Raw genomic sequence first — 22,768 nt, forward strand, 5'->3', positions numbered from 1 at the left:
TCACGAATTATGTTGATGTATCCTGGATCAGGGGAATCTTAATCACAAACTCAGCGCCTTGTCCTAGCTGCGAAAAACATTCTAAGGAACCGCCATGTCTTTCTGTAATGATTTGGTAGCTAATGGCAAGACCCATTCCTGTACCTTGACCGATGGGTTTGGTGGTAAAGAAGGGGTCAAATAGTTGTTTTTTAACATCTTCTGGTATTCCCAATCCATTGTCGGTAATCCTAATTATTACCTGATTTGGCTCCTGTAGTTGGGTGCGAATGCGAATTGTTGAAGAAGTCATTAGTCCATTGTCATTTGTCCTTTGTTTAGAGTTGTTTCCTAATGACAAATGACTAATGACAAATGACTCTTCAAGTGCATCGATCGCATTTGACAAAATATTCATAAATACTTGATTTAGCTGCCCTGCATAACATTCAACCAACGGTAGCTTACCGTATTCTTTAATTATTTCAATTGTCGGACGTTGGTCGTTACCCTTGAGGCGGTTTTGCAAAATCATCAAAGTACTGTCGATTCCTTCATGGATATCAACAGCTTTCATTTCGGCTTCATCCAAGCGCGAAAAAGTTCGCAGAGAAAGCACAATCTCGCGAATGCGGACTGCCCCAACTTTCATTGAATTAATTATTTGTGGGAAATCTGATTTCAAAAAGTCTAGTTCGATTTGGTCTGCAAAATCCTGAATTTCTAGCACAGGTTCAGGATAATGACTTTGGTAAAGTTGCAAAAGTGAAAGTAAATCTTGGGTGTATTCCTTGGCAGGGGTGAGGTTGCCATAGATAAAATTGACTGGGTTGTTGATTTCGTGTGCCACTCCTGCAACTAGTTGACCCAAACTGGACATCTTTTCAGTTTGAATTAAGTGAGTCTGGGTGTGTTGAAGTTCGCGGAGTGCAACTTTTAGTTCTTGGGCTTGTTGTCGTAGTTGCGCTTCCGACTGTAGCAGGGCTTCCTTGGCTTGTTTGCGTTCTGTAATGTCCCTAACAACAGCTACCCGACAGAAAGGCTCTCCTGTTTCAGGATGTTTAACCATAAACAGGCTGCAATCAGTGGGAATTTCTATGCCCGTTTGAAAATGCCTATAGCGAAACTCGCCTTGCCAGGAACCATGTTGAAAGATCAAAGGATTTATTTGCTGTATGAATTCTGCAAAAGCTTCTGGTGAATAAAAATCAACCAAGGATTTGGTTTTGGCTGCTTCCAGGCTCGTAAGTCCCACCATCTTCAGACCAGCAGGGTTCACATAGAGAATTTGCCCTGCCATTGAAGCAATACCAATAAAGTCGCTGTTGTTTTCAATCAACGCTACAAATTTTTGCTGTTCCTCTTCAGCTCGTTTGCGTTCTGTGATGTCTAACACCATTGAGGCAACACCAAGTACCTGGCCATCAGCAGACACTAACGGGTTGTTATACCACTCACCGACTATCGTCTTACCATCTTTAGTGACGTTCTCATTGACACTAAAACTCCCTCCTTGTTGTGTTAACAGGGCAGTGAGAATCTCATTTACGTGCTTTTTGGCGTTTTCAGGTACTACGATCTCAAAAGGATTCCCCAGCATTTCCTCTGTGGTATAGCCAAAGATTCTTTCTGCTGCCCGATTCCATGTCTGAACCTGAAAGTTGGTATTCCATTCAATAATGGCTAAAGGTGTTTGTTCAATCAACAACGCTAGTCTTTGCTGTGAAGCTCTGAGTTCTGCCTCTGCTTGCTTGTATTCGGTAATGTCGCGAAAATACCAAATCCTACCGTAATAGTCTCCTAAAGGTGATGTCTCACCACAAACTCCTTGGTGTTTACGCACGGGTGCAGAATAGCGCTCAAAAATCTTTCCAGACTTGAGGAAAATTTCATCTTGGCTGCTTTCCTCTGGATGCTGGTAAAGATGCTCCACCTTAGCCAGAAATTCCTCTGGATTTACTACTTGCTCTAGTACCCATCCCAGGAGTTGGCGATCGTCGCTTGTTTGCAGCAGTGTAGCAGGAACTTGCCATAACTGGAAGAATTTCTGATTGGATGAGGTAACTGTACGATTTTCATCAATAATCAGAATTGCGTCGATGGAAGCTTCTTGTTGAGCTTGGAGTACAGCATTAATACGGTGTAGGTCTTTCTCTGCTTGCTGGCGTAAGCGTTCGCGTGGCGTCTCGTAGAGAAGCTCGTCGTAGACATCGCGCAGTACAGCTTGCTGTTCGCTGATGTTGCAAAGCAACCAACGCCAGCCGATCTGCTGACCCTGTGAATTATACATAGCAACCATCCCGATCCGAGCCGGAAAGGCTGTACCTCTTCGTGGCTTTAGATCGACTTTCCAATCCTGCACCTGCTGTAAATTTGCCAGTTGGTTCATGAAGGTTTGACGGTCTGGTTCAGCGATAAAGAGGATAAATGGTTTACCTATCAGAAATTTTTGTTTCACAGATAGTAAAGCTGCGGCTACATAGTTAGCCTCTTTGATGATTCCGGCGACATCAGTCACTAAGTAAGCATTTGGAGCAAGATCAAACAAATGCTGGTAACGCTGATGTTCTAATTCAGCCGTTTCACGAGCGATCGCTAATTCTTCATTTTGTTGACGCAGTTCTTCTTCAACTACCCGGAGTTCTTCTAAGGTTTCCTGAAGTGCCTCGCAGGTTTCCATCAGATTGGTAATATCAGTACCTCTGCCAGTCACAACCGCAATCTCGGCTTCATTGTGTAAAATGATGTCACGAATACTACCCACCAGAAATTTATTACCAGTCTCATCCTCAAAGCAAGACTTTTTTGTAGAGATGAGATGGGTTATACCCTGAGCATCAGTAAACAGATCCTGATTCTCATTAGTAATATTTGTGGTGAAAACCAGTTCATCTTTTTCCCGGAACACATCAGCTTCTGCTTGCGGAAAAAAATCATAGTCTGACTTACCAATTAATTCTTCTCGGCTATGACCGACAAAATCACAGTAGGTATCGTTAAGTAATACCCAGCGATGTTGACGGTCTTTGACAAAAATTGGGTCAGATATGCTGTTGATTGTCTGATACAGAAATGCCAAAGAAAAGTTTTGCTGCTGCGTGTTTTCTTTTGGCGCGGGTTTATCTAAAAATCTAGGATGGTTCATACCCGAATTTATCTCTAAAATGGAGCTAAACAAAAGCTGTTTAGTTCCGTGTGTGTCAGCATTAATATGATTTATTATTCCCAGACTAAATATTGATCCAACAGGGGATTGGGGACTGGGAAGATTTTGTTCTTTAGGGGAATAAACAGATTAGGTTTGGTTAGGCGATTGCATTCATCAACTGTGGTGCGGCTTTTTTGAGTAGCATGATTGATACAAAACCTTAAAGTGCTTGCGGTATCGTCAAATTCGTAGATTAGACTAGAACCACAGGGTAACAATCAAAGGAAAATTATGATGAGCGATCGCGACTATACCTTAATCATTGACAAAAGCGGTAGTATGTCTACACCCGACCAAGTGGGCGGTAGAAGTAGATGGGAAATCGCCCAAGAGTCTACTCTCGCTTTGGCCAGAAAGGCTGAACAGTTTGACCCCGATGGCATCACCGTTTACGTGTTTTCTGGTAGATTTAAACGCTATGATGATGTCACCTCAGCCAAAGTCGCTCAGATATTTCTCGAAAATGACCCTTCTGGCACAACAAACTTAGCAGGTGTACTTCAGGATGCTCTCAATAACTACTTTCAACGCAAAGCAGCCGGTAAAACCAAGCCAAACGGAGAGACAATTTTAGTCATTACCGATGGTGAACCAGACGATCGCAAGGCTGTGTTTGAAGTCATCATTCATGCTACTCGCCAGATGGAGCGTGATGAAGAATTAGGAATTTCGATTATTCAAGTAGGTTTAGATGCCCAAGCAACTAAGTTCCTCAAAGCTTTGGATGACCAGTTACAAAGTGTTGGCGCTAAATTTGATATTTGCGATACCGTCACTTTAGACGATTTAGAAGAAATGAGTCTTGTAGATGTATTGACGAATGCAATAACTGACTAATATGTTTGTCGATCGCTTATAGTTCAGTAACTGTTAATTCTTAATTGGAGAATTGAATAATGCTAGAGAATCGTGATTATACCTTGATTATTGACAAAAGCGGTAGTATGGCAACCCAAGATCAAAAGGGTGGTAGAACTAGATGGGTTGCAGCCCAAGAATCAACTTTAGCTTTAGCTAGTAAGTGTGAGCAATTTGACCCAGATGGTATTACTATCTATGTATTTTCTGGCAAATTCAAGCGATACGAAAATGTCACATCCAGCAAGGTATTACAAATTTTTCGAGAGAACGATCCCTCTGGTACAACTGACTTGGCAAGTGTGTTAAAACATGCAACTGATGATTACCTTCAACGCAAAGCAGCCGGTCAAACCAAGCCAAATGGTGAAACAATTTTAGTAGTTACTGATGGTGAGCCGGACGATCGCAAAGCAGTAATGAGGGTGATTATTGAAGCTTCTCGCCGCATCGATCGAGATGAAGAATTAGCCATTTCTTTTATTCAAGTTGGTACAGATCAGCAAGCTACCCGCTTTCTCAAAGTCTTAGATGATGAACTCCAAAGCGCTGGTGCTAAGTTTGATATCTGTGACACAATTACTATGGAAGATATGGAAGATTTGAGTCTATCGGAAGTGCTGCTCAATGCCATTAATGACTAGCTATACCATTTATTAGGAATTGCCAAAATGGATTCCATTGATAAGCTATTAGCTGAACTCCAAACTGAATACAAAGAAGTACAACCACAACAGCAGCAGTCAAAATCAGCCACAGCTAAATCTTTTATTCCATCATTGCCAAAGTCGGCATCTTTGATGGATAATCTTTTGGCAGAAGTTAAGGCTAATTTTGCCCAAGAGGATGCTGCTATTGAGTTAAAAAGACAGCAAGAAGTAGAACAAGAACGAATTCGACAAGAACAACTCAAAGCCAAACAACTAGAAGCTTTGAAAGTGCAAGCGAAAGAATGGTTAGCCAAAGTAGATCCACTTTCGTCTGAAGGACTTTGGTTTGAAAGGTTTGCGGAAAGTTACTCCTCAAAATTAGAGGCAGCGATTGAATATTTAAGAAGTAATGAATAAACTCACAATAAATACACTGCAATTTTCCTTTTTTTATAAAACCATATCAATTCTGCATAAACAATCCTTAACCCAAGCGGCATGATTTTTATGCAAGAAAAAATCATGCCGTTTGATCGTCCAAACATTCTTTTTTTATTCGGTGCATCTGGAGTTGGGAAGACAACAATTGACAAAGCTTGGGGTTGCGGATAAGCTGAAAATCTAAAATTTCAAAACTATCTGCGATCGCAATTTCCACTTCTGCCTTTTTACGCTTGGCCCTGATGTTGTCCACGCTACCCAAGTAAACGCGATTTTTCTTGCGGCCTACCATCCAGCAATAGCGGTAGTACCAATATTTATTACCAGACCTCTCGATCCAGTACTTTTCTACCCAATGGGTATCGTGTTGGAGCGCAACTTTTTCCCGCAGGGTAGGGCGCATTCGCGTAGCGTCTCGTCAGAGAAGGACACAAAGAAAGAAAGTTTGGCACAGCCTTACAAAGAAATGGTATTACCTGAATTCTAGATATAGCGGTTCCCATTCAGATGCAGTACAACATTACATCACGAGTGTAGGGGCACGGCACTGCCCATTGGTGTCAACTTAACGCTAAACCCGCTTGGTGAAAACATTTTGCCCTCACCCCCAGCCCCTCTCCCAAGAGAGAGGGGAGCTAGACATTCAATTCCCCTTCTCCCAAGGGAGAAGGGGTTAGGGGATGAGGGTGTGAGGGATTTGCAAAACGCCTGTCTGATATAGTTTTCGGCTTAAGTTGACACGTATGGGCAGTGCCGTGCCCCTACGGGTGTACCTCACGTAAACGAGAACCGCTATAAGACTTTTTATGACTAAATAATACAAATCACTTGGAATTTAATTTCAAACACCTAACTATTGAGGTCTTTTTCATGCTGTGTTTATTAAAAAAACAGCTTAATTTAGATTCATGGTTAAACAACAGGTTCTGAACACGGCGAGCACAAAACCAAACGGCTAAGGCTCTATTGAAAATAATAAATGTTCTTTATTTTCATCAAAATCCAAGCTTCTAAAATCTAGTAAATGTCGATTGAAATCGGAATTTACATCTGTGCAAACCACAACTTAATTTGAACTTAACCACATCACAGTCAACATCTAAAGGACAAAAAAAATGGCACTTGTCAATCTTGGTACACTCGGTAGCACCCCTGTTGTTAAGAATAACTCTAGTTTAACAACATCTGATACCACGGATGTCTTTCAGTTCAAAATCACCAGTGGTAAAAACATCAACCTATCTTTAACAGATATCAGTGCTGGTGATGATGCTGACATCCGATTGTTTAAAGATGCTAACCTTAACGGTGTATTGGACGACTTCGACCGAAAAGCTGGACTCGTTTCCAATCGGGGAAGCAACCAAGATGAGGCGATTAACTTTAAAACTAGCTCAGGTACTTTTTTTGCCGAAGTTTCTCGCTTTGCTCCAGGCAGTTCAGGCGATGTCAGTTACAATTTAGCCTTATCAGCAACTCAGCCTTCTGGAACTTTACCGATTTCAGCCAGTTCCAGCAACCTTCTACCTAAGGAGTTTGTACTTGGTGACTTGTCAGGTAATGTGACTCGTACAGGTAACGTCAGTAACACTAACACTACCGATGTTTACAACTTTTCTTTGGGATTTCGTCAAAGTGTCAACATTCAATTGGACGGATTAAGCACCGATGCTGATATCCGGCTGATTCGAGACTCTAACAATAATCGCATCGTCGATGCAGGCGAGGTAATTAGAAGCTCTACTAATGCAGGTATTACTTCAGAACTGATTTCCAACATTACTGTAGCTGGTAACTACTTTTTGCAGGTAACAGAAGCCACTGGCAATACTAACTACAACTTGGCTTTTAACGAGTCCTCCATCCCTGCTTAAGTTTAGGCATCAGCAGTGGTGAGCGGTACTTGAAAGTATTGTACGGCAGTGCTTTCAAGGGTATGCAAATGATGCAAGCGGTACAAATCCATACCTGAATACCGCTTGCATTTCTAAATTTATCGGACTTACGCACTTTACAAATAGATCGTGATGTGAATTAACGAAAATAGATTGTTTCAGGGTTTTTTTAATTATCCTGCGATCGGAAATAGACCATGTTGTAGGGGCACAGCATTGCTGTGCCCTTACGAGAGATGTGGTTTTTAACCTTTATCCATATTTGGCATTTATTGTCAATGCGTAAGTCCTAATTTATCTCTGCACGGCTCAAATATTTGCACAAATATGAATAAAACATTACAACTAGGCGATGTCTACGATAGGCGTAACGGCAGCGCCCTCTTATCGCCAGAAATTATCCCCTTTTTAGCAAGTTACAACCTAATCCCGCAATTTTATCTCAGAGCATTATTGAGGCTGCGATGTCTACGACGGGCTACGCCAACGCACCAATTACCTGCACACAAACCGAAACATCTCATGCTCTAGAGCAATTTTATCAGCAGTGGAATTTAAACAGCGAAGAAAAAATCCAAGATTGGTGCTTACGTTACGGTATGACTCAAGAACAATTAGAACTTTTCGCTACCCGAAAGCTGAGAGTCGAAAAGTTCAAACAAATAACTTGGGGACATCAATTAGAATCTTACTTTCTCAAATACAAAAGACATTTTGATAAAGTCATTTATTCGTTAATTCGGACTGATAGCAGAGGAACTGCTAACGAGCTATTTTTCCGAATTGCAGGAGGAGAACAATCATTCTCCAATCTAGCCCGTGAATATTCCCAAGGGCCTGAAGCTGATACAAATGGCATCATCGGCCCAGTAGAACTTGGTACGATCGCTCCCAATTTTGCTCAGTTACTTTGCACAAGTCAAGTGGGTATAGTTCAAGCACCTGTCCCTTTTGGAAATTCCTGGATAATTGTCCGTGTGGAAAAGTTTATCAGTGCCCAGTTGGACGATTTTATGCGCCAACGATTGTTGCAAGAGAATTTTGAAACTTGGTTTCAACAGCAACTAAATCAACTATCACCAGAAGAAAAAACCTGGATGGGAATCATACCAATTCAAAATTCAAAATTCAAAATTCAAAATTAAGAGGTGTCATCAGTCAATTTTCTATACCTAATGACTAAACCTCTAAATTTCTGTTACTCATACATAAGCGATCAAAAAGTTTCTGGCATCAGCTTTTTGAACTATTAAAAGCAGTTTTAGAAAAGTTATTAAAATCGGGTGCAAAAGATGATAACAAATACAACCGTTGATATTCAAGAATATATTTCCGATCTATTTACTTTTAATTATTTGCCGCCAAATATTTTAGAAAATTTGCTCAACAAGGTGCAATTTTGTCGTTATCGCATCGGGCAGGTAATAGTAACCAGGGAAGCTATGCCCGATCAAATTAGCATTATTTACCAAGGACAAGCGCGTTTATTAGGTTACAATTCCCAAGTACAAAATCCGGCGACACTGAAATTGCTCTCACCAGGAGAGGTTTTGGGTTGGGTAAGTTATATGCGGGGTATTGCATGTGAAACCGCGATCGCTTCTACTGAAGTTATCGCTATTAATCTACCTATTGCTGGTTTTCTAACCTTACTCAAGCAGGAAGAGGCTTTTGTCCAAGCATTGCAAAACGAGATTACTCTTTTAGAAGTGCATGAACTGCTTACCGAAGAACTCAGCCGTCACGCAGATGGTAGCAAGAATTTAGTTAAGCTTGCCCGCACAGCAACTCAAGCAGCCGTTATCCAAACATTCCCTACACGCAAAGTATCTCTCCAGCAGTTAGATTCAGAATTTTTGTGGTTAGTCAGCAGTAATCTCGATCCTGAGTTCCCTGTGGGGAGTCGCTTAGAGTTGGATGAACTCAATCCCAAGCTGAAATTTAATACAAATATGCGTCTGGTGGGATTGCCCAAATCAATATTTAGAGAAAATCTCGCCTCTCCTATACCAAAAACACTCCTACCTGTAGAGATTCCCTACGCCTCAGAAATTACTGTCACAGAAGCACCAGCAGCTAAGGGTAAACAAAAGAAGTATCCTTATATCAAGGGTAGAGGGCCGCTGGATGCTTCCCTGGCTTGCTTCCAGATGTTGAGCCAATACTTTAACATCTCCTGGCGCAGAGATACATTGCAGCGGGTTTTGACCAAGCAGCACGAACAGAAAGGCGTTATATCTCTGCAATTTTGCGCCGCTGCTGCTGAGTTGATGGGGCTGACAACACAGATGGTAAAAGTTCCCGCCACCGCAGTCGGACGCTTGCAATTACCAGTAATGATTTCTTGGCAAGATAGTTTTGCAATTATTTACAAAAATAGCAATCAAGAGTTACTCATTGCCGTTCCAGAGATGGGACTACTACGCTACAAATTACGAGACTTTGCGGAAAATTGGGGGGCTGAAGGAGAGGTTCTGCTGCTGCAAACCACCAAAAATACTCCCAAGGCGCGGTTTAGTTTAAGTTGGTTTGTACCCTCACTGCGGCGCTATCGCAAGGTGTTAATTGAAGTACTAGTTGCTTCCATTGTTATTCAACTGTTTGGGCTGGTAAATCCCCTCGCCACACAAGTGATTATTGACAAAGTACTGGTTGGTAACAGTCCTGATACCCTAGAAGTTTTTGGCATCTTTTTGCTAGTAGTAGCAGTCATCGAAGCAATACTCACCAGTGTTCGCACTCACTTATTTACAGATACCACTAACCGAATTGACCTCGCCCTTGGTTCTGAGGTGATTAATCACCTGTTGCGTCTGCCTTTATCTTACTTTGAACGCCGTCCTGTGGGAGAATTGGCAACGCGAATTCACGAGTTGGAAAACATCCGCTCTTTCTTGACTGGTACAGCCTTGACTGTGGTGATGGATGCTGTGTTTTCGGTGGTCTACATTTTAGTGATGGCGATTTACAGCCCAGTGTTGACATTAGTTGCTTTGGCAACAGTACCGCTGTTTGGCTTGCTCAACTTGATGGTATCACCTGTGATGCGGCGACAATTGCAAGAAAAAGCTGAGTGTAATGCCGAGACGCAATCTTATTTAGTGGAAGTGATGGGGGGAATGCAGACAGTCAAGGCGCAAAATTTAGAAATGCGATCGCGTTGGCAATGGCAAGAACGCTATGCTCGTTACATCAGCGCCGGTTTCAAAACAGTCTCTACCCAAACTACCGCCAGTTCTGTTAGCAACTTTCTCAACAAGTTTTCCAGTATGTTAGTGCTGTGGGTGGGAGCTTTTCTCGTCCTCAATCAGCACCTAACCTTGGGACAACTCATCGCTTTCCGCATCTTAGCTGGTTATGTCACTAGTCCCTTGTTACGCCTAATGCAACTTTGGCAGAACTTCCAAGAAACTGCTCTATCTCTGCAACGCCTTGCTGATATTTTAGACACTCCCCAAGAAGTAGAAATTGGTAACTGTCAAAATATCCTCATGCCCAGTATTCAAGGTAGTGTCACCTTTGAAAATCTCAGCTTCAGTTTCTCGGAACACGGGCCATTGCAACTGTGCAATATTAACTTAGATTTTACTGCTGGCTGCTTTGTGGGAATTGTTGGTCAAAGTGGTTCCGGTAAAAGTACACTGCTAAAATTATTACCCCGACTTTACGAACCCAAGTCCGGCAAAATCTTGATTGATGGCTACGACATCAGCAAAGTAGAACTCTATTCCTTACGTCGTCAAATTGGTATGGTGTTACAAGATACCCTCTTGTTTGATGGGACAGTCCGCGAAAACATTGCCTTGGGGTATCCTGATGCTAGCGATGAGGAAATTATTACTGCTGCCAAGGTTGCATTTGCCCACGACTTTATTATGTCTTTGCCCAGTGGCTATAACACCCGTGTGGGCGAACGAGGTTCGGGACTGTCTGGAGGACAACGCCAACGAGTAGCGATCGCTCGTACTGTCCTGCAAAACCCACAATTACTTATCCTTGATGAAGCTACCAGCGCCTTAGATTACAATGCCGAAGCCCAAGTTTGCCGTAACTTGGCAACAACCTTCCAAGATAAAACAGTGTTTTTCATTACTCACCGCCTCAGCACAATTCGCAATGCCGATGTCATTCTGATGATGGATAGAGGTGCTGTGGTAGAACAGGGAACTCATGAAGAATTGATGGCGCTCAAAGGTTATTACTACTGTTTGTATCAGCAACAAAAAGCGAAAGTGTAGGCAGGAGGCAGGGGGCAGGGGGCAGGGGGCAGGGGGAAATATTATTGCTTCGACCTCTGAACTCGGAACTTCGACCTTTGAACTCGGAAGTTGCACCTTTTTGCTCGAACGTTGAGCCTTTGAACTCGGAAGTTGCACCTTTTTGCTCGAACGTTGAGCCTTTGAACTCGGAAGTTGCACCTTTTTGCTCGAACGTTAAGCCTTTGAACTCGGAAGTTGAGCTTCTGAACCAATACAGTTCAGTTAAGCATTTCTCCCTTCTCTCTGTGTTCTCTGCGCCTCTGCGGTTCGTTAAAAAAAATTGACAGACAAAGAGGTATAGCCTTAACTGAACCGTATTGGCTTCTGAACTCGAAACTTTAACCTTAGTACTCTAGGACTTACGCACAAGTAACAGAAAATCGAACCACAGAGAACGCAGAGAACACGGAGAAATAAGAGTCATAGAGATTTTTTGCGTAAGTCCTGTACTCCTAACTCAGCATTCAACAGTCAACACTCCCCAATCCCCATTTATTATGAATATTCAATATAAATTCGATCAACCAGTACTTTTACAACAGACATCTACTTGGTCGCGAGCGATCGCCTGGACTATTGTTGGAGTTAGCACCTTCACAGTATTTTGGGCTTCAGTCTTTCAAATTGATGAATCAATTCATGCTACTGGCAAGTTAGAACCACAGGGTGCAGTCAAAGAAATTCAGGCTCCGGTTCATGGTGTTGTCAACGAGATTCTAGTCAAAGATGGTCAGCGAGTCAAAAAAGGTGAAACACTCGTTAGCCTGGAAAAAACTACTTCTGAGGCGGAGTTAACTTCATTAAAGCAAAGTCGGGCGGCTCAATTGCTGGCGAAACAGGCGCTAGAGCAAGAAAATGATTTCTATCGCCGTCAGCTTCAAGGGAACATATCACTACAGGAAGTGGCACAGCAAACTGCTCTATTGAAAATTAAACCAGAACTAGCCTTCTTGACCAAGAGCCGAGCAGCGATTATTGCCGAAAACCAGTTGTACCGCACACAATTAAACGGTGCGACTGCTGGAAATAGTCTCACACGAGAGCAACAGTTACGTTTGCAAAATCGCCAAATAGAATTAGAATCGCGGTTAGCCACAGCTAATTTAGAAACTGGACAAACGCAACAGCAATTTTTTCAGACTCAAGCGGAATTAACTAGTGCTAAAGAGTTGCTGACAATTAATCAACAAATTCTTCGCAAGTTTGAACCTCTAGCGCAACAGGGGGCTATTTCCCAGGTGCAATACTTGAAACAACAGCAGGATGTCAGCAGCAAACAAGCTGAAGTGATTCGATTGAATCGGGAACAGCAGCGATTACAATTAGCGATCGCACAGTCAAATCAAAAATTTCGCAATACTGCGGCTGTGTCTCAAGAAGACTTACTCGCCAAAATTACAGATAATGACAAAAACATTGCCGGAATTGACAGCCAATTAACCAAGGTAATTGTAGATAATCAGAAACGCATCTATGAAATTAATAGTCAGATTGGAGAGATTGATAGTAAGTGGGTTCAGGCAGAACAAACCCTGAAATATCAGAAAATTACAGCACCCGTAGATGGAACCGTCTTTGAACTCAAAGCTAAAACAGCAGGATTTGTAATTAATTCCAGCGAACCCCTTTTAAAACTCGTTCCTAGCGATAACTTGGTTGCTAACGTCTACATCACCAACCGCGACATCGGTTTTGTCAAAGAAGGGCAACAAGTAGATGTGAGAATTGATTCCTTTCCCTTTCAAGAGTATGGTGATATCAAAGGCGAACTAATTGAGATTGGCTCTGATGCCTTACCTCCAGACCAAGTTTATAATTTCTGGCGTTTTTCCGCAAAAGTCCGTCTACATGGGCAGAAATTACTGATTAATCAGCGTCAAATTCCATTGCAATCAGGGATGTCCATTAATGCTAATGTGAAATTACGTCAACGCACGATTATGAGTATCTTCACTGATTTCTTAGTGCAAAAGACTGAAAGCTTAAAGTCTCTACGCTGAACAAAATCGTTTTTCACAGCAGTTTTCAAGCGTGAAACTCAGCATTCTATAAGTATGTGCGATCGCCTATTTCTGAAGGGCCTGTTGAAAAGTCTTGATCGCCTCTACGTGATTCACCATATTGATGCAACGTAACAACAAATCTAGATCGATTCCTTTCACCTCTTCACTACTAGAAACCTTTTCATAGTGAAGTGTATTGCCTTCTCCTCGCAGATGATAGACTTCTAGGACACCATCTTCCCAAAACCACACTTCCTTGATCTTCAACCGCTTGTATGCGTCCAGTTTGTTGATGCCGCCACTGGAAAACACCACCTCGATCGCCAGATCGGGTAGCATCCGACCAGGAGCAAGTTTATAAGATTCATCCGCCTCTCGTTTGACAGCGACTGTTTCACTTTCTAGAGTCATTGAGCCAGTTGGAGTAAAGTCGAACCCTGCCATGAGCAGGTAAAGTTCCAATAATGCAGCAATCCTCTTTTTAACAGTTTCGTGGGGTTCTCCAGGCATTCGTCGTATCTCCAGAATTCCATCCAGAAAAGAGAGCCGATATCCTGGACGGTCTAACAATTGCTCAACTGCTTTAAACTCTCTCCAGGTCATTCCCTCAAACAGCAGGGGTGATTCTTTTTTTGGTGTTGCTATCGTTGCTGGGGTCATTTGAGTCTCCAGTTTGTTTCCAGATTAGAAATAAATAATCAGGTTTGGAGGGCGATCGGGCGATCGTTTCATTATTCTACTTGCATTGAGAGATACGATCGCGATCGATAAAAATTCCTGCGTTTCTTGGGTTACAGAACCTCTACATCACAATCTTGTCTTTAAGTTGGATCTAAATCTTTGTCACAAGTTCTACGACGACAGGCAAACTCTTAAAACGCTTCTGCCTTAAAGCGCATCACCTTTAATCATCACCAAAAGTTGCCAAGAACCCGACCTGTATCTTAGTTGCATCGACCTGCAAAAATTAATCTACCTACGTTAGGCAGTAACTCTAAAAGACTTGTATGTACGCAGCAGCCCCTTCTAAAGAGTCAGTTAATTACAAGTAGTTGACATAATACCATTTCACGAAAATAATGAAACAGATACAAACCCTGAAACCGAGACTAAGTAAGACTTTCTTAATTACAAATTACGTTAGCAGCGTTAGCGTTCGCGCAGCGTCTCGTAGAGAGGAACAAGCGTCATTACAAATTACGAATTGGTATAAAGTGCTTGTTTTATCCTCACATTTCTAGCTTCCGGCCAACCATATACCACAAACCCACAGCATAGCGGATGTAATTAAGTTCTGTAAAACCTGCTTTGGCAAACTCGTACTCGAAGTTGAAATGGATAAAGTCATCCAACCACGGTTCTTGAAAAGAAGCGCTCAGGGCGTATTCACCCCGATAGGTGTCAGCGTATAGTACCCAACCTCCAGGTTTGGTAATCCGGTACATCTCCTTAAGAATCTTAGGCGTCCACTCTTTAGGCGTCTCGTGGAAGAGTAGTGATGACGTGACAAGATCGAAGGAGTTGTCAGGGTAGCCAGTGTTACGGGCATCCACCTGCTCAAAAGAAGCTCGCTCGCTAAATCCAGCCTTGTTAAACTTGTGCTGACTAATCACCAGCATGTAAGGCGAAACATCAGTAACGTGAAAAGTGGCCTGGGGAAACCGCCGTGCTAGGGCCAGCGCTCCACCAGCCGTACCTGCACCAAGCTCTAGCACCGTCTCAATTTGAGCGTCTTGAGGAATTAGTTCAGCCATTTGCTCGCGCAACTGCTGGCAACTAACATTGTGGCTGAGGGGAATAATCGCATCCATAGCAGCATCCCAACCTAAGCACGACTGAGGGTTCGTGTAGGAATCAGTTGCCCCATGAATGGGAGCGTGGATGTAGTCAGGGTAATATTCATGCTCAGTATGGTAGCCTTTGAGTTCCTCCGCCCAATTAATTGAGGCATATTCTTGCATTACTGAGGGCATCGCTGCGGTAATGCGTTGAATTACCTCGGTTCGATACGCTTGTTTTTTCTCTGCGTTCCATCTCGCCATAAATCATCTCCTACTTATACTCATTACTGGTGTTTTTAGACTTCAATCTGGGAACGACAAATAAACTGCAAATACAATATAGTCTAGTCTCTTTTTTGTATGAGATGCTGCCGAATGCTTGGCAGACTGTTAATTATGAAGATGATGCCACGTATAAGTTACCTGTTATTTTGTTCAGCTTGGAAATGTCAAAATTTCAAGTTACTCTGCGATCGCTTTGATCTCAAGTAGGAATAGAAAGCGAGTATTTGAAAACAGGTGGCAGCCAATAGTGCCCTTTTATTTGGATGATACCGTCGCTTGGCTACATATTTACTATTCAGAAGCAATGCAAAATCTCTTAACATGCCCTAGTACGGTGGAAAGGGGAAATTGCCGCATACCTGCGTGCCACGGCATAACAAAAATGTTTGAACCAAATCTGGAATACCACAAATTAATGTTGTAGCCGTATACAGCTATCAATAATCCAAAAAGACTTTTACCAAGAGCGATGCCTACGGTGGGCTACGCCTACACTAGGATATTTTGTATTCTGTGATACTTTTATTTCAGCAAATCTTGAACCAGGGAAATTCTTGGACAAAAAGCTTCTAGAAAAGTTATGGCAAATCTCCTGTTCTAATAAAAACAAAATGAAACAACGACAGATATTGACAGTTTTTATGGCTGCTGCATTGGGCATGGCAACGCTGCCGCCTGCATTAGCTATTACCGATGACTATCTGATTATTCCAGGTCAAAGCATTGGGCAGACGCACCTCGGCAGTAATGGCGCTTTCTACCTAAAAAAACTCCCCGAAGCTGCTGCTAGTGATACATCAATGCAACAAACCAACCTCGTCTGGGTTTCATAGTTCATGCCACTGAAGCTTATATCCCGTTAGATATTAATCAATCTCCTTTCAATGTGGGGCTACCGATTAAGTTACCAGAATTTAGTTTAGAGCAGATGCAAGAATTGGCAGTGCGTCATGGACTCGATTGGGCCAAAGGTGAGAAAGGATTAGAAAAGCTGGCTTTGCTACGAGCAATGATTGGTGGTCATCCCTATCTAGCTCGTCTGGCTCTTTATAACCTGGGAAATCAAACAGTAACCCTAGAGCAGCTATTAAAAGAGGCTCCCACAATTGCCGGCATCTATAGCAACTATTTACGCCATCATCTAGCCAATCTCCAAGAACATCCAGAACTGGCGATCGCACTCAAACGGGTAGTTACCTCTCCAACAAGTGTGCAATTAGAAGCGATCGCTGCCTATAAATTAGAAAGTATGGGTTTGGTAAAACTTAAAGGAAATCAGGCAATGCCTAGCTGTGAGTTATATCAGCTGTATTTCCGAGAGCAATTAACTTAAACGCTATGAATAAATACGAATATCAAATTGGCGGTAGTCTCAAAATCGATGCTCCTAGCTATGTAGAAAGACAGGCTGACTTTGAACTTTATAATGCTTTAATTCAAGGTGAATTTTGTTATGTATTTAGTTCCCGACAGATGGGTAAATCTAGCTTGCGGTTACAAACAAGGCATAAATTAGAACAAGCAGGCTACAGTTGTGCTTCTATCGACATGACTCGCATCGGCAACGGCAATATTACTCCTGCTCAATGGTATAAGGGCATAGTGGTTGACTTATTAAGGAGCTTTAACCTCTTTAGCAAAGTTAATATAAAAGCCTGGTGGTCGGAGCGTGAAGATTTACCTGCATTACAGCGATTGAGCCAGTTTGTCGAAGATATTTTGTTAGTTGAACTAAAAACTGAAAAAATATTTATTTTTATTGATGAAATTGATAGTGTTTTAGGTTTAAATTTTCCTGTAGTCGATTTTTTTACTCTAATTCGCTCGTGCTACAATCAACGAGCCGAAAATCCCGAATATAACCGCCTAACTTGGGCGCTGTTCGGAGTAGCAACCCCTTCAGATTTGATTGCCGATCGCAACTGTACCCCATTTAATATTGGTAAATCTATTGAACTGCACGGCTTTAATTTATCGGAAGTTCAGCCATTAGCGGCAGGTTTAGAAACTAAAGTAGCTAATCCGATGGCGGTTTTAAAAGAAATTTTAGCTTGGACAAATGGTCAGCCATTTCTGACTCAAAAACTATGTCAGATAGTAGTGCAAGAAAGAACCTGTGGAAGCAAAAATGTTGAAGAACAGAGAAGCTTAGAAGTTGATGAGCGTTATAAATTGGATAACCATTTACCGATTATTAATCAACATTTGATAAATTTTTATTACCAATTTCCCTTGCTAATTTTAGAAAAACTAGTGCAAACCCATATTATTGAGAAATGGGAAGCGAAAGACGATCCAGAGCATTTGAAAACAATTCGCGATCGCCTACTGATAAATGAGCAGCGTGCTGGAGGTTTGCTGGGATTGTACCAGCAAATTTTACAAGGAATTCAGATAGCTTGTGATGATGGAGAAGAACAAATAGAACTGCTGTTGTCGGGTTTAGTAACCAAGCAGCAAGGGCAACTAATAGTAAAGAACCGGATTTATGAAGAGGTTTTTAACCAAACTTGGGTAGAGAAACAACTAGCAAAATTACGACCCTACTCCCAAGCATTCAACGCTTGGGTAGCCTCAGTTCATCGTGATAATTCCCGACTATTACGCGGGACAGCTTTACATGAAGCTCTAGCTTGGTCACAAGGCAAAAGCTTGAGCGATTTGGATTATCAGTTTTTAGCAGCTAGCCAAGAATGCGATCGGCGAGAAGTTGAGACATGGTTAGAAGCAGAACGAACTAAAGAAGTTAAAGCTCGACTAGTTCAAGAGCAAAAAGCAGCTAGATTTCAAAGATTATTTTTTCTAGGCGCGTTCGGTTGGGCATTAATAGTTGTTTTAGGATTGGCGATGGTAACTTTCGAGTATAAAAAGCACTGTTCAGTGACCTCAAAGCAATTACTACATTACCCATGAGTAGGACAACGATTGTATCTGCAACCCAAATAAAATTACATCTATGATAGTTGACTGGAATTTTTAGTTATTAGAAATTATGCACTATTTACTCAGCACTAATTGTTCAGAGATGTTTCGATGAATAGGTAAAACCTAAATCGATATTTCTCCTAAGCTGCCTCTCTAAGTTATCTGCTGAAATATTGCTTTACTGCCAGGATCTGGAATTTTGTCAGCCACCTTCCTGTAGTTGAAAGTCTAGTTTAGAATAAATCCTCTATCTCAGCATATTTCCGCAAGCGTGGTAGACACTGACGTTGATAGAAACTGCTTAATGTCGCAATTGGCAGCCGAAAGCCTTTAGATAATTCTTTCCAGCTAACTTCCGGGGGTAAGCGTTTGAGAATTAATACCTGACAATTTACGTCTGGACGCCCTTTAATGTGAGTACTACATAGTTCCATATCTGAGTCTGTCTTCACCCATATCTCCAGGTTTTCCAAAATGGGAGGCGCTTGGGGGGTGGCTGGTATATTATCTATCGGGTCAATAGTTTCACCAATCTCACCCGACTTAAACTGATGAACCCTAAAGGGTACTGTTGTGGCTTTTTCCCGGTTTTGGTTGAGATAAAAGTCTTGTAGTCTGCGTTTTAGGTAAGCATCTAGCCAATTAATCACACTACCTTGAGTGGAGTCATAGGCTTGACCTGTCAGACCATCACAAACATTGCGGCAGAAATACAACCAAGTTTGTTGCAGTGCGTCTTGATAGTAGGGAGTATTTTCCTTCCAGAGTTTACCTTGTGTTAAACGAATGATTTGCGTGAGCAACTTCTGACGTTGAGGGCTTCCAGGTGGATGTCTACGGGCTTGGGCAACTAAGGATGTTAGCTGTTCATTTAGATCCTCCTTAACTGAGGTGCTAAACAACAGATGCTTGACTTCCTGGTTTACTGGTAGTGAATGACTCTGAATGTCTAAATCAGTAGTAACATCTGCTACAGTCAAAGAGTTGTTGTTCGCATCATCAGTTTTAACAGCAATGCTATTCATATTTCCTTGCTCAGATACCTGAATACAGCAATGAATTGCTTCTTCAGGCGGGATAAAATCTTGGTTTATACTATTTTTTCGCATCTTATTTTCTTTCCTGAAGTTTCTTTTTTCTGTATACTTTGCAGGCTTGATGCAGTCGACAAGCATTTCTTTGCTTGATTTTTGTTGCTATCTATCATTATCTGTCAGATATCAGAGGTGATAACAGCATGGTTGCAATGGGCAATACACTTTTGTTCGCCGACTCAATTCAATCCAGATAATCAACTCAGTAAGAGGACATAATTAAATGTAAAATGCAAATCAGAAGAACCTGTTACTGTTGGGGTTTTCCCTTCTGCTTCTACTTATTAGACCTTCTTGAGGTTTTGGATTGAAGTTTACTTTGACCATACCTTTAATTTAAGTGAATCACTCACTTTTTAACAGTATGAAAAAGTCATAATTTGTCAGGAATTTGCTCAAGCAAGCTAAAAATCAGCTTTTCATCAGTACACAGTGCCGCTTGGTGTAGCTGTGCTACCCACTCAGTGGGCATCTGAGCCAGCATCTCTTCTAATGATAAAAGTTTCAGGTCGGAATTTTCGGCAAATTCGTCTTTTTGAAGGGGTTTCTCTGCATATACATAACGCACTCCTAAATATTTAGACATCATATTCAAGATTACTTCCTCTCGGAACGGCTTACGTACAAAATCGTTGCAGCCAGCCGATAAAACCACAAAGCGCTCCTCATCAAAAGCACTAGCAGTTAGGGCAATAATCACAGTAGCTTGACCCTTTAAAGTAGCTCTAATTTGTTTAGTAGCTTCATATCCATCCATTACAGGCATCCGCATATCCATCCAAATTAGTTGCGGTTCCCAAGTTTCCCAAAGAGTCACCCCTTCTTGACCATTTTCAGCATGACGTACCTCGAAGCCAAAGGATACTAGCATCTTGACTAGGAGTTCGCGATTTTCCCATTTATCTTCAACTACTAAGATTCGGTATTTTGGTTGATTAGGCTCTAAACCAATTACTCGTCGTTTTAGCTGTCGAATTGGAGCTTCAGCTACTTCTGCTAGACTAATTTGGAGATCGAAAGAAAAAATCGTTCCTTGACCCAAAGTACTGCTAACAATAATACTTCCCCCCATTAGATGCACAAATTGTTGGCTAATAGTTAAACCCAAACCTGTTCCTTGCTGAGATTTTCGACCTGCTTCTGTTTGAACAAAGGGCTTAAATAACTTTTCAATTTCAGCAGGTGCAATCCCTGGACCAGTGTCTTCGACTTCAAAATCAAGCCAGAAGAATGAGGGATAGGAGTTTTTTCTTGCTTGTGCCCCTTCTTGTTGCTGTAGTTTACTTTCTTCCTTCATTCTAACTCGCAAACTCACGCCACCTTCTTGAGTAAATTTGATAGCATTACCAAGGAGATTAATCAAGATTTGACGCAATTTGCTTTCATCTGTATGCACATATCTAGGAACTTCAAGTCTACGTTCAAACATCAACTGTAAACCTTTGAATTCTGCTTTAATTTGAAACATCTCTTCAAGTGAATCAAGTAGAGTGTACAAATCAAAGCTATTGTTATTCAGTGTCGTTAAACCCGCCTCAATTTTGGACATTGACAACACATCATTAATCAAGGTAAGCAAATGCTCTCCACTGCGACTGATAATTTCTAAATGTTCCAACTGAGAAGCATTGATAGAAGAATCGCGGGTCAGTAGCTGAGTAAAGCCAAGGATGCTGTTAAGAGGAGTACGAAGTTCGTGACTCATGTTTGCGAGAAATTCGCTTTTGGCACGGTTGGCAGTTTCGGTTTCTTTGGCTTTTACTTCTAATCTATGGCTGTAATTCTCTAACTGTTCGCCAGAGATTTTTAACTGTCGCGTTAGCCAAGACACTCCAATCAATAGAAATCCCATTGATAAGAATCCCACTAGCATCATCGTCCCTGCTAATCGCCGAGCCGGCGCAAAGGCTTCTTCCTGGTTCATCTCCACCATTAAGGCTAGGTCTTGGTCATTGAGCCAGTGATATACCCCAATTACTAACACTCCGGCATAGTTTGGATAAAGCCCTTGACCGCTAATTCCACTCATTGCGGCATCAATACCTTGGCTGCTAACTCCTTGAGAAAAGTCTGGTGTTTGTGTTTTATCTTGATCTTTAGAAATAAAAGCGTTTTTAGTTACTAAAGAACCAACTAAATAAGTTTCGCCACTCTTACCTAAGCCTGTACGTTCCCGAACAATCCGATCTATTCGGTCTAAATTTAGATCGGCTAAAAGAACACCTTGGCGTATCTTGGTTGCATCTCGTATAGAGGTTGCAAAAGTAACTGATGGCTTGCCACTAATAGGTGAGGTATAGAAAATGGGGGCAAAAGAGTCTCCTAGCTGAATCTGTTCAATATAGGTGATGTTAGCTGAAATTTCATATTGACCTTCACGCTGTTTGTTAGTAGATAAAATAATCCGATTACTCCGGTTAAGAATGGAAATTTCCCCAAGACTTGGCTTGATTTTCGCCATGTTTGCGAGATAATCTGAGAGAATTTTGTAAGCTTGACGATAATTTGCGTCGCCGACTTGGGAATTTAAAAGTATTTGAAAATTATTTTGTACGTCTGGAAACTGAGTTACTAGGAGAAAGTCTCGTTCTTGGTCTTCAAACCAACGGGTAATTTCTTCTTCTTTGAGAGTGGCAGCAGCACTGAGTCGTTCAAAAGCAGCTTGCTTCAGAGCTTCCTTCGCATTGAGAAAAGCAAATCCTCCTACTACACCTACAGTCACCAAGGATAGGAATAAGAAGGAACTGGCAACTTTAATAGTTAGGTGCTGATTCCAGAACTTCATATATTTACAAGTTATTTCTTATTCTAAAGATATTTATCTTTTTTCTTATTCATGCAGATATAGCGGTTCCCATTCAGATGCGGTACAAGATTAATCGCGAAGTGTAAGGGCACGGCACTGCCCATTGGTGTCAACTTAACGCTAAACCCGCTTGGTGAAAACATTTTGCCCTCACCCCCAGCCCCTCTCCCAAGAGAGAGGGGAGCTAGACATTCAATTCCCCTTCTCCCAAGGGAAAAGGGGTTAGGGATGAGGGCGTGAGGGATTTACAAAACGCCTGTCTGATATAGTTTTCGGCTTAAGTTGACACGTATGAGCACTGCCGTGCCCCTACGGGTGTACCTCACTCAACCGAGAACCGCTATAAGCTATTCCTTTAGTTAATATAGATAATTATTGATTACCATTGAGCAAAAATTTGTTTAATCTGCTTAATTGCTTCATCAGTTGCTTGCTCTGGAGAAATTTTATCTACAATTATTCGATTAAGAGCTTTTCCCCAGATATTCTCCTCTAACACTACGCTGTATGCTGGGTTTTGCACATAATAAAACAACCGCGTTGAACCTTAGTCAAAAATTTGCTTAATCCGAGCGATCGCTCTT

17 protein-coding genes are annotated in these 22,768 nt (G+C 41.8%); 10 read left to right on the forward strand and 7 right to left on the reverse strand.

Going from position 1 to position 22,768, the window contains the following annotated elements:
• Positions 1-7 precede the first annotated feature (7 nt).
• Positions 8-3,124 carry a PAS domain-containing sensor histidine kinase gene (locus V7K41_RS26745; RefSeq protein ID WP_334853085.1) on the reverse strand — a complete coding sequence of 1,039 codons (3,117 nt, stop codon included), beginning with the start codon at positions 3,122-3,124 and terminating at the stop codon, positions 8-10.
• A 294-nt stretch (positions 3,125-3,418) separates the two neighbouring features.
• Between V7K41_RS26745 and V7K41_RS26750 the strand changes: the two genes are divergently transcribed.
• Genes V7K41_RS26750 through V7K41_RS26760 form a run of 3 tightly spaced genes read left to right on the forward strand, consistent with a single transcriptional unit; the run spans position 3,419 to position 5,112 of the window.
• On the forward strand, positions 3,419-4,024 hold the full coding sequence (locus tag V7K41_RS26750) for a vWA domain-containing protein (RefSeq protein WP_334853086.1): 606 nt from the start codon (positions 3,419-3,421) through the stop codon (positions 4,022-4,024).
• A 59-nt stretch (positions 4,025-4,083) separates the two neighbouring features.
• A complete protein-coding gene (locus V7K41_RS26755) occupies positions 4,084-4,689 on the forward strand; it encodes a vWA domain-containing protein (RefSeq protein ID WP_334853087.1) in 606 nt (201 codons plus the stop codon).
• Between the two features lie 27 nt (positions 4,690-4,716).
• Positions 4,717-5,112 carry a salt stress protein, Slr1339 family gene (locus tag V7K41_RS26760; protein WP_334853090.1) on the forward strand — a complete coding sequence of 132 codons (396 nt, stop codon included), beginning with the start codon at positions 4,717-4,719 and terminating at the stop codon, positions 5,110-5,112.
• Positions 5,113-5,215: 103 nt separating this feature from the next.
• Here the strand turns inward: V7K41_RS26760 and V7K41_RS26765 are convergent, their stop codons facing one another.
• Complete coding sequence (locus tag V7K41_RS26765) at positions 5,216-5,539, reverse strand: hypothetical protein (protein WP_334853092.1); 324 nt, start codon at positions 5,537-5,539, stop codon at positions 5,216-5,218.
• Positions 5,540-6,251: 712 nt separating this feature from the next.
• Here V7K41_RS26765 and V7K41_RS26770 point away from each other — a divergent pair.
• The 4 genes from V7K41_RS26770 to V7K41_RS26785 all read left to right on the forward strand — a co-directional run bounded on the left by V7K41_RS26770 (position 6,252) and on the right by V7K41_RS26785 (position 13,290).
• Positions 6,252-7,010: a PPC domain-containing protein gene (locus V7K41_RS26770; RefSeq protein ID WP_334853094.1), complete on the forward strand. Its 759-nt coding sequence runs from the start codon at positions 6,252-6,254 to the stop codon at positions 7,008-7,010.
• Positions 7,011-7,495: 485 nt separating this feature from the next.
• On the forward strand, positions 7,496-8,176 hold the full coding sequence (locus V7K41_RS26775) for a peptidylprolyl isomerase (protein ID WP_334853096.1): 681 nt from the start codon (positions 7,496-7,498) through the stop codon (positions 8,174-8,176).
• Positions 8,177-8,323: 147 nt separating this feature from the next.
• Positions 8,324-11,269, forward strand: coding sequence for a peptidase domain-containing ABC transporter (locus V7K41_RS26780; RefSeq protein ID WP_334853098.1), 2,946 nt, complete (start codon positions 8,324-8,326; stop codon positions 11,267-11,269).
• A gap of 518 nt (positions 11,270-11,787) precedes the next feature.
• Positions 11,788-13,290 carry an HlyD family efflux transporter periplasmic adaptor subunit gene (locus V7K41_RS26785; RefSeq protein WP_334853099.1) on the forward strand — a complete coding sequence of 501 codons (1,503 nt, stop codon included), beginning with the start codon at positions 11,788-11,790 and terminating at the stop codon, positions 13,288-13,290.
• A gap of 66 nt (positions 13,291-13,356) precedes the next feature.
• Here V7K41_RS26785 and V7K41_RS26790 read toward each other — a convergent pair whose 3' ends face one another.
• Together V7K41_RS26790 and V7K41_RS26795 are read right to left on the reverse strand one after the other, a co-directional pair.
• On the reverse strand, positions 13,357-13,953 hold the full coding sequence (locus V7K41_RS26790; protein WP_334853101.1) for a Uma2 family endonuclease: 597 nt from the start codon (positions 13,951-13,953) through the stop codon (positions 13,357-13,359).
• Between the two features lie 569 nt (positions 13,954-14,522).
• A complete protein-coding gene (locus V7K41_RS26795) occupies positions 14,523-15,335 on the reverse strand; it encodes a class I SAM-dependent methyltransferase (protein ID WP_334853103.1) in 813 nt (270 codons plus the stop codon).
• Positions 15,336-15,970: 635 nt separating this feature from the next.
• On the opposite strand from V7K41_RS26795, the gene V7K41_RS26800 reads away from it, so the two are divergent.
• From V7K41_RS26800 to V7K41_RS26810, 3 genes are read left to right on the forward strand one after another with little or no spacing between them, the layout of a single operon-like run.
• The gene (locus V7K41_RS26800) at positions 15,971-16,192 is read left to right on the forward strand and encodes a hypothetical protein (RefSeq protein ID WP_334853105.1); all 222 of its coding nucleotides are present in this window, start codon (positions 15,971-15,973) and stop codon (positions 16,190-16,192) included.
• Between the two features lie 53 nt (positions 16,193-16,245).
• Positions 16,246-16,692, forward strand: a complete 447-nt coding sequence (locus V7K41_RS26805; RefSeq protein ID WP_334853107.1) for an AAA-like domain-containing protein — start codon at positions 16,246-16,248, stop codon at positions 16,690-16,692.
• 5 nt (positions 16,693-16,697) lie between these two features.
• Complete coding sequence (locus tag V7K41_RS26810; RefSeq protein WP_334853109.1) at positions 16,698-18,272, forward strand: AAA-like domain-containing protein; 1,575 nt, start codon at positions 16,698-16,700, stop codon at positions 18,270-18,272.
• A gap of 245 nt (positions 18,273-18,517) precedes the next feature.
• Here V7K41_RS26810 and V7K41_RS26815 read toward each other — a convergent pair whose 3' ends face one another.
• From V7K41_RS26815 to V7K41_RS26825, 3 genes are all read right to left on the reverse strand, one after another.
• Positions 18,518-19,186, reverse strand: coding sequence for a sigma-70 family RNA polymerase sigma factor (locus tag V7K41_RS26815; protein ID WP_334853221.1), 669 nt, complete (start codon positions 19,184-19,186; stop codon positions 18,518-18,520).
• A 565-nt stretch (positions 19,187-19,751) separates the two neighbouring features.
• On the reverse strand, positions 19,752-22,163 hold the full coding sequence (locus V7K41_RS26820; protein WP_334853111.1) for a hybrid sensor histidine kinase/response regulator: 2,412 nt from the start codon (positions 22,161-22,163) through the stop codon (positions 19,752-19,754).
• A 400-nt stretch (positions 22,164-22,563) separates the two neighbouring features.
• Entirely contained in the window at positions 22,564-22,707 is a 144-nt protein-coding gene (locus V7K41_RS26825) for a hypothetical protein (protein ID WP_334853113.1), read from the reverse strand.
• Positions 22,708-22,768: the final 61 nt, after the last annotated feature.

Origin of the sequence: Nostoc sp. (genome assembly GCF_036917415.1) — a bacterium.
GTDB lineage: Bacteria > Cyanobacteriota > Cyanobacteriia > Cyanobacteriales > Nostocaceae > Nostoc.

Bases quoted from the DNA above. Each gene is read 5' to 3' on its own strand.
- V7K41_RS26800 (WP_334853105.1), top strand. From the start codon at position 15,971: ATGAAACAACGACAGATATTGACAGTTTTTATGGCTGCTGCATTGGGC.
- V7K41_RS26770 (WP_334853094.1), top strand. From the start codon at position 6,252: ATGGCACTTGTCAATCTTGGTACACTCGGTAGCACCCCTGTTGTTAAG.
- V7K41_RS26785 (WP_334853099.1), top strand. From the start codon at position 11,788: ATGAATATTCAATATAAATTCGATCAACCAGTACTTTTACAACAGACA.
- V7K41_RS26775 (WP_334853096.1), top strand. From the start codon at position 7,496: ATGTCTACGACGGGCTACGCCAACGCACCAATTACCTGCACACAAACC.
- V7K41_RS26765 (WP_334853092.1), bottom strand. From the start codon at position 5,539: ATGCGCCCTACCCTGCGGGAAAAAGTTGCGCTCCAACACGATACCCAT.
- V7K41_RS26750 (WP_334853086.1), top strand. From the start codon at position 3,419: ATGATGAGCGATCGCGACTATACCTTAATCATTGACAAAAGCGGTAGT.
- V7K41_RS26780 (WP_334853098.1), top strand. From the start codon at position 8,324: ATGATAACAAATACAACCGTTGATATTCAAGAATATATTTCCGATCTA.
- V7K41_RS26760 (WP_334853090.1), top strand. From the start codon at position 4,717: ATGGATTCCATTGATAAGCTATTAGCTGAACTCCAAACTGAATACAAA.
- V7K41_RS26755 (WP_334853087.1), top strand. From the start codon at position 4,084: ATGCTAGAGAATCGTGATTATACCTTGATTATTGACAAAAGCGGTAGT.
- V7K41_RS26810 (WP_334853109.1), top strand. From the start codon at position 16,698: ATGAATAAATACGAATATCAAATTGGCGGTAGTCTCAAAATCGATGCT.
- V7K41_RS26790 (WP_334853101.1), bottom strand. From the start codon at position 13,953: ATGACCCCAGCAACGATAGCAACACCAAAAAAAGAATCACCCCTGCTG.
- V7K41_RS26795 (WP_334853103.1), bottom strand. From the start codon at position 15,335: ATGGCGAGATGGAACGCAGAGAAAAAACAAGCGTATCGAACCGAGGTA.
- V7K41_RS26745 (WP_334853085.1), bottom strand. From the start codon at position 3,124: ATGAACCATCCTAGATTTTTAGATAAACCCGCGCCAAAAGAAAACACG.
- V7K41_RS26820 (WP_334853111.1), bottom strand. From the start codon at position 22,163: ATGAAGTTCTGGAATCAGCACCTAACTATTAAAGTTGCCAGTTCCTTC.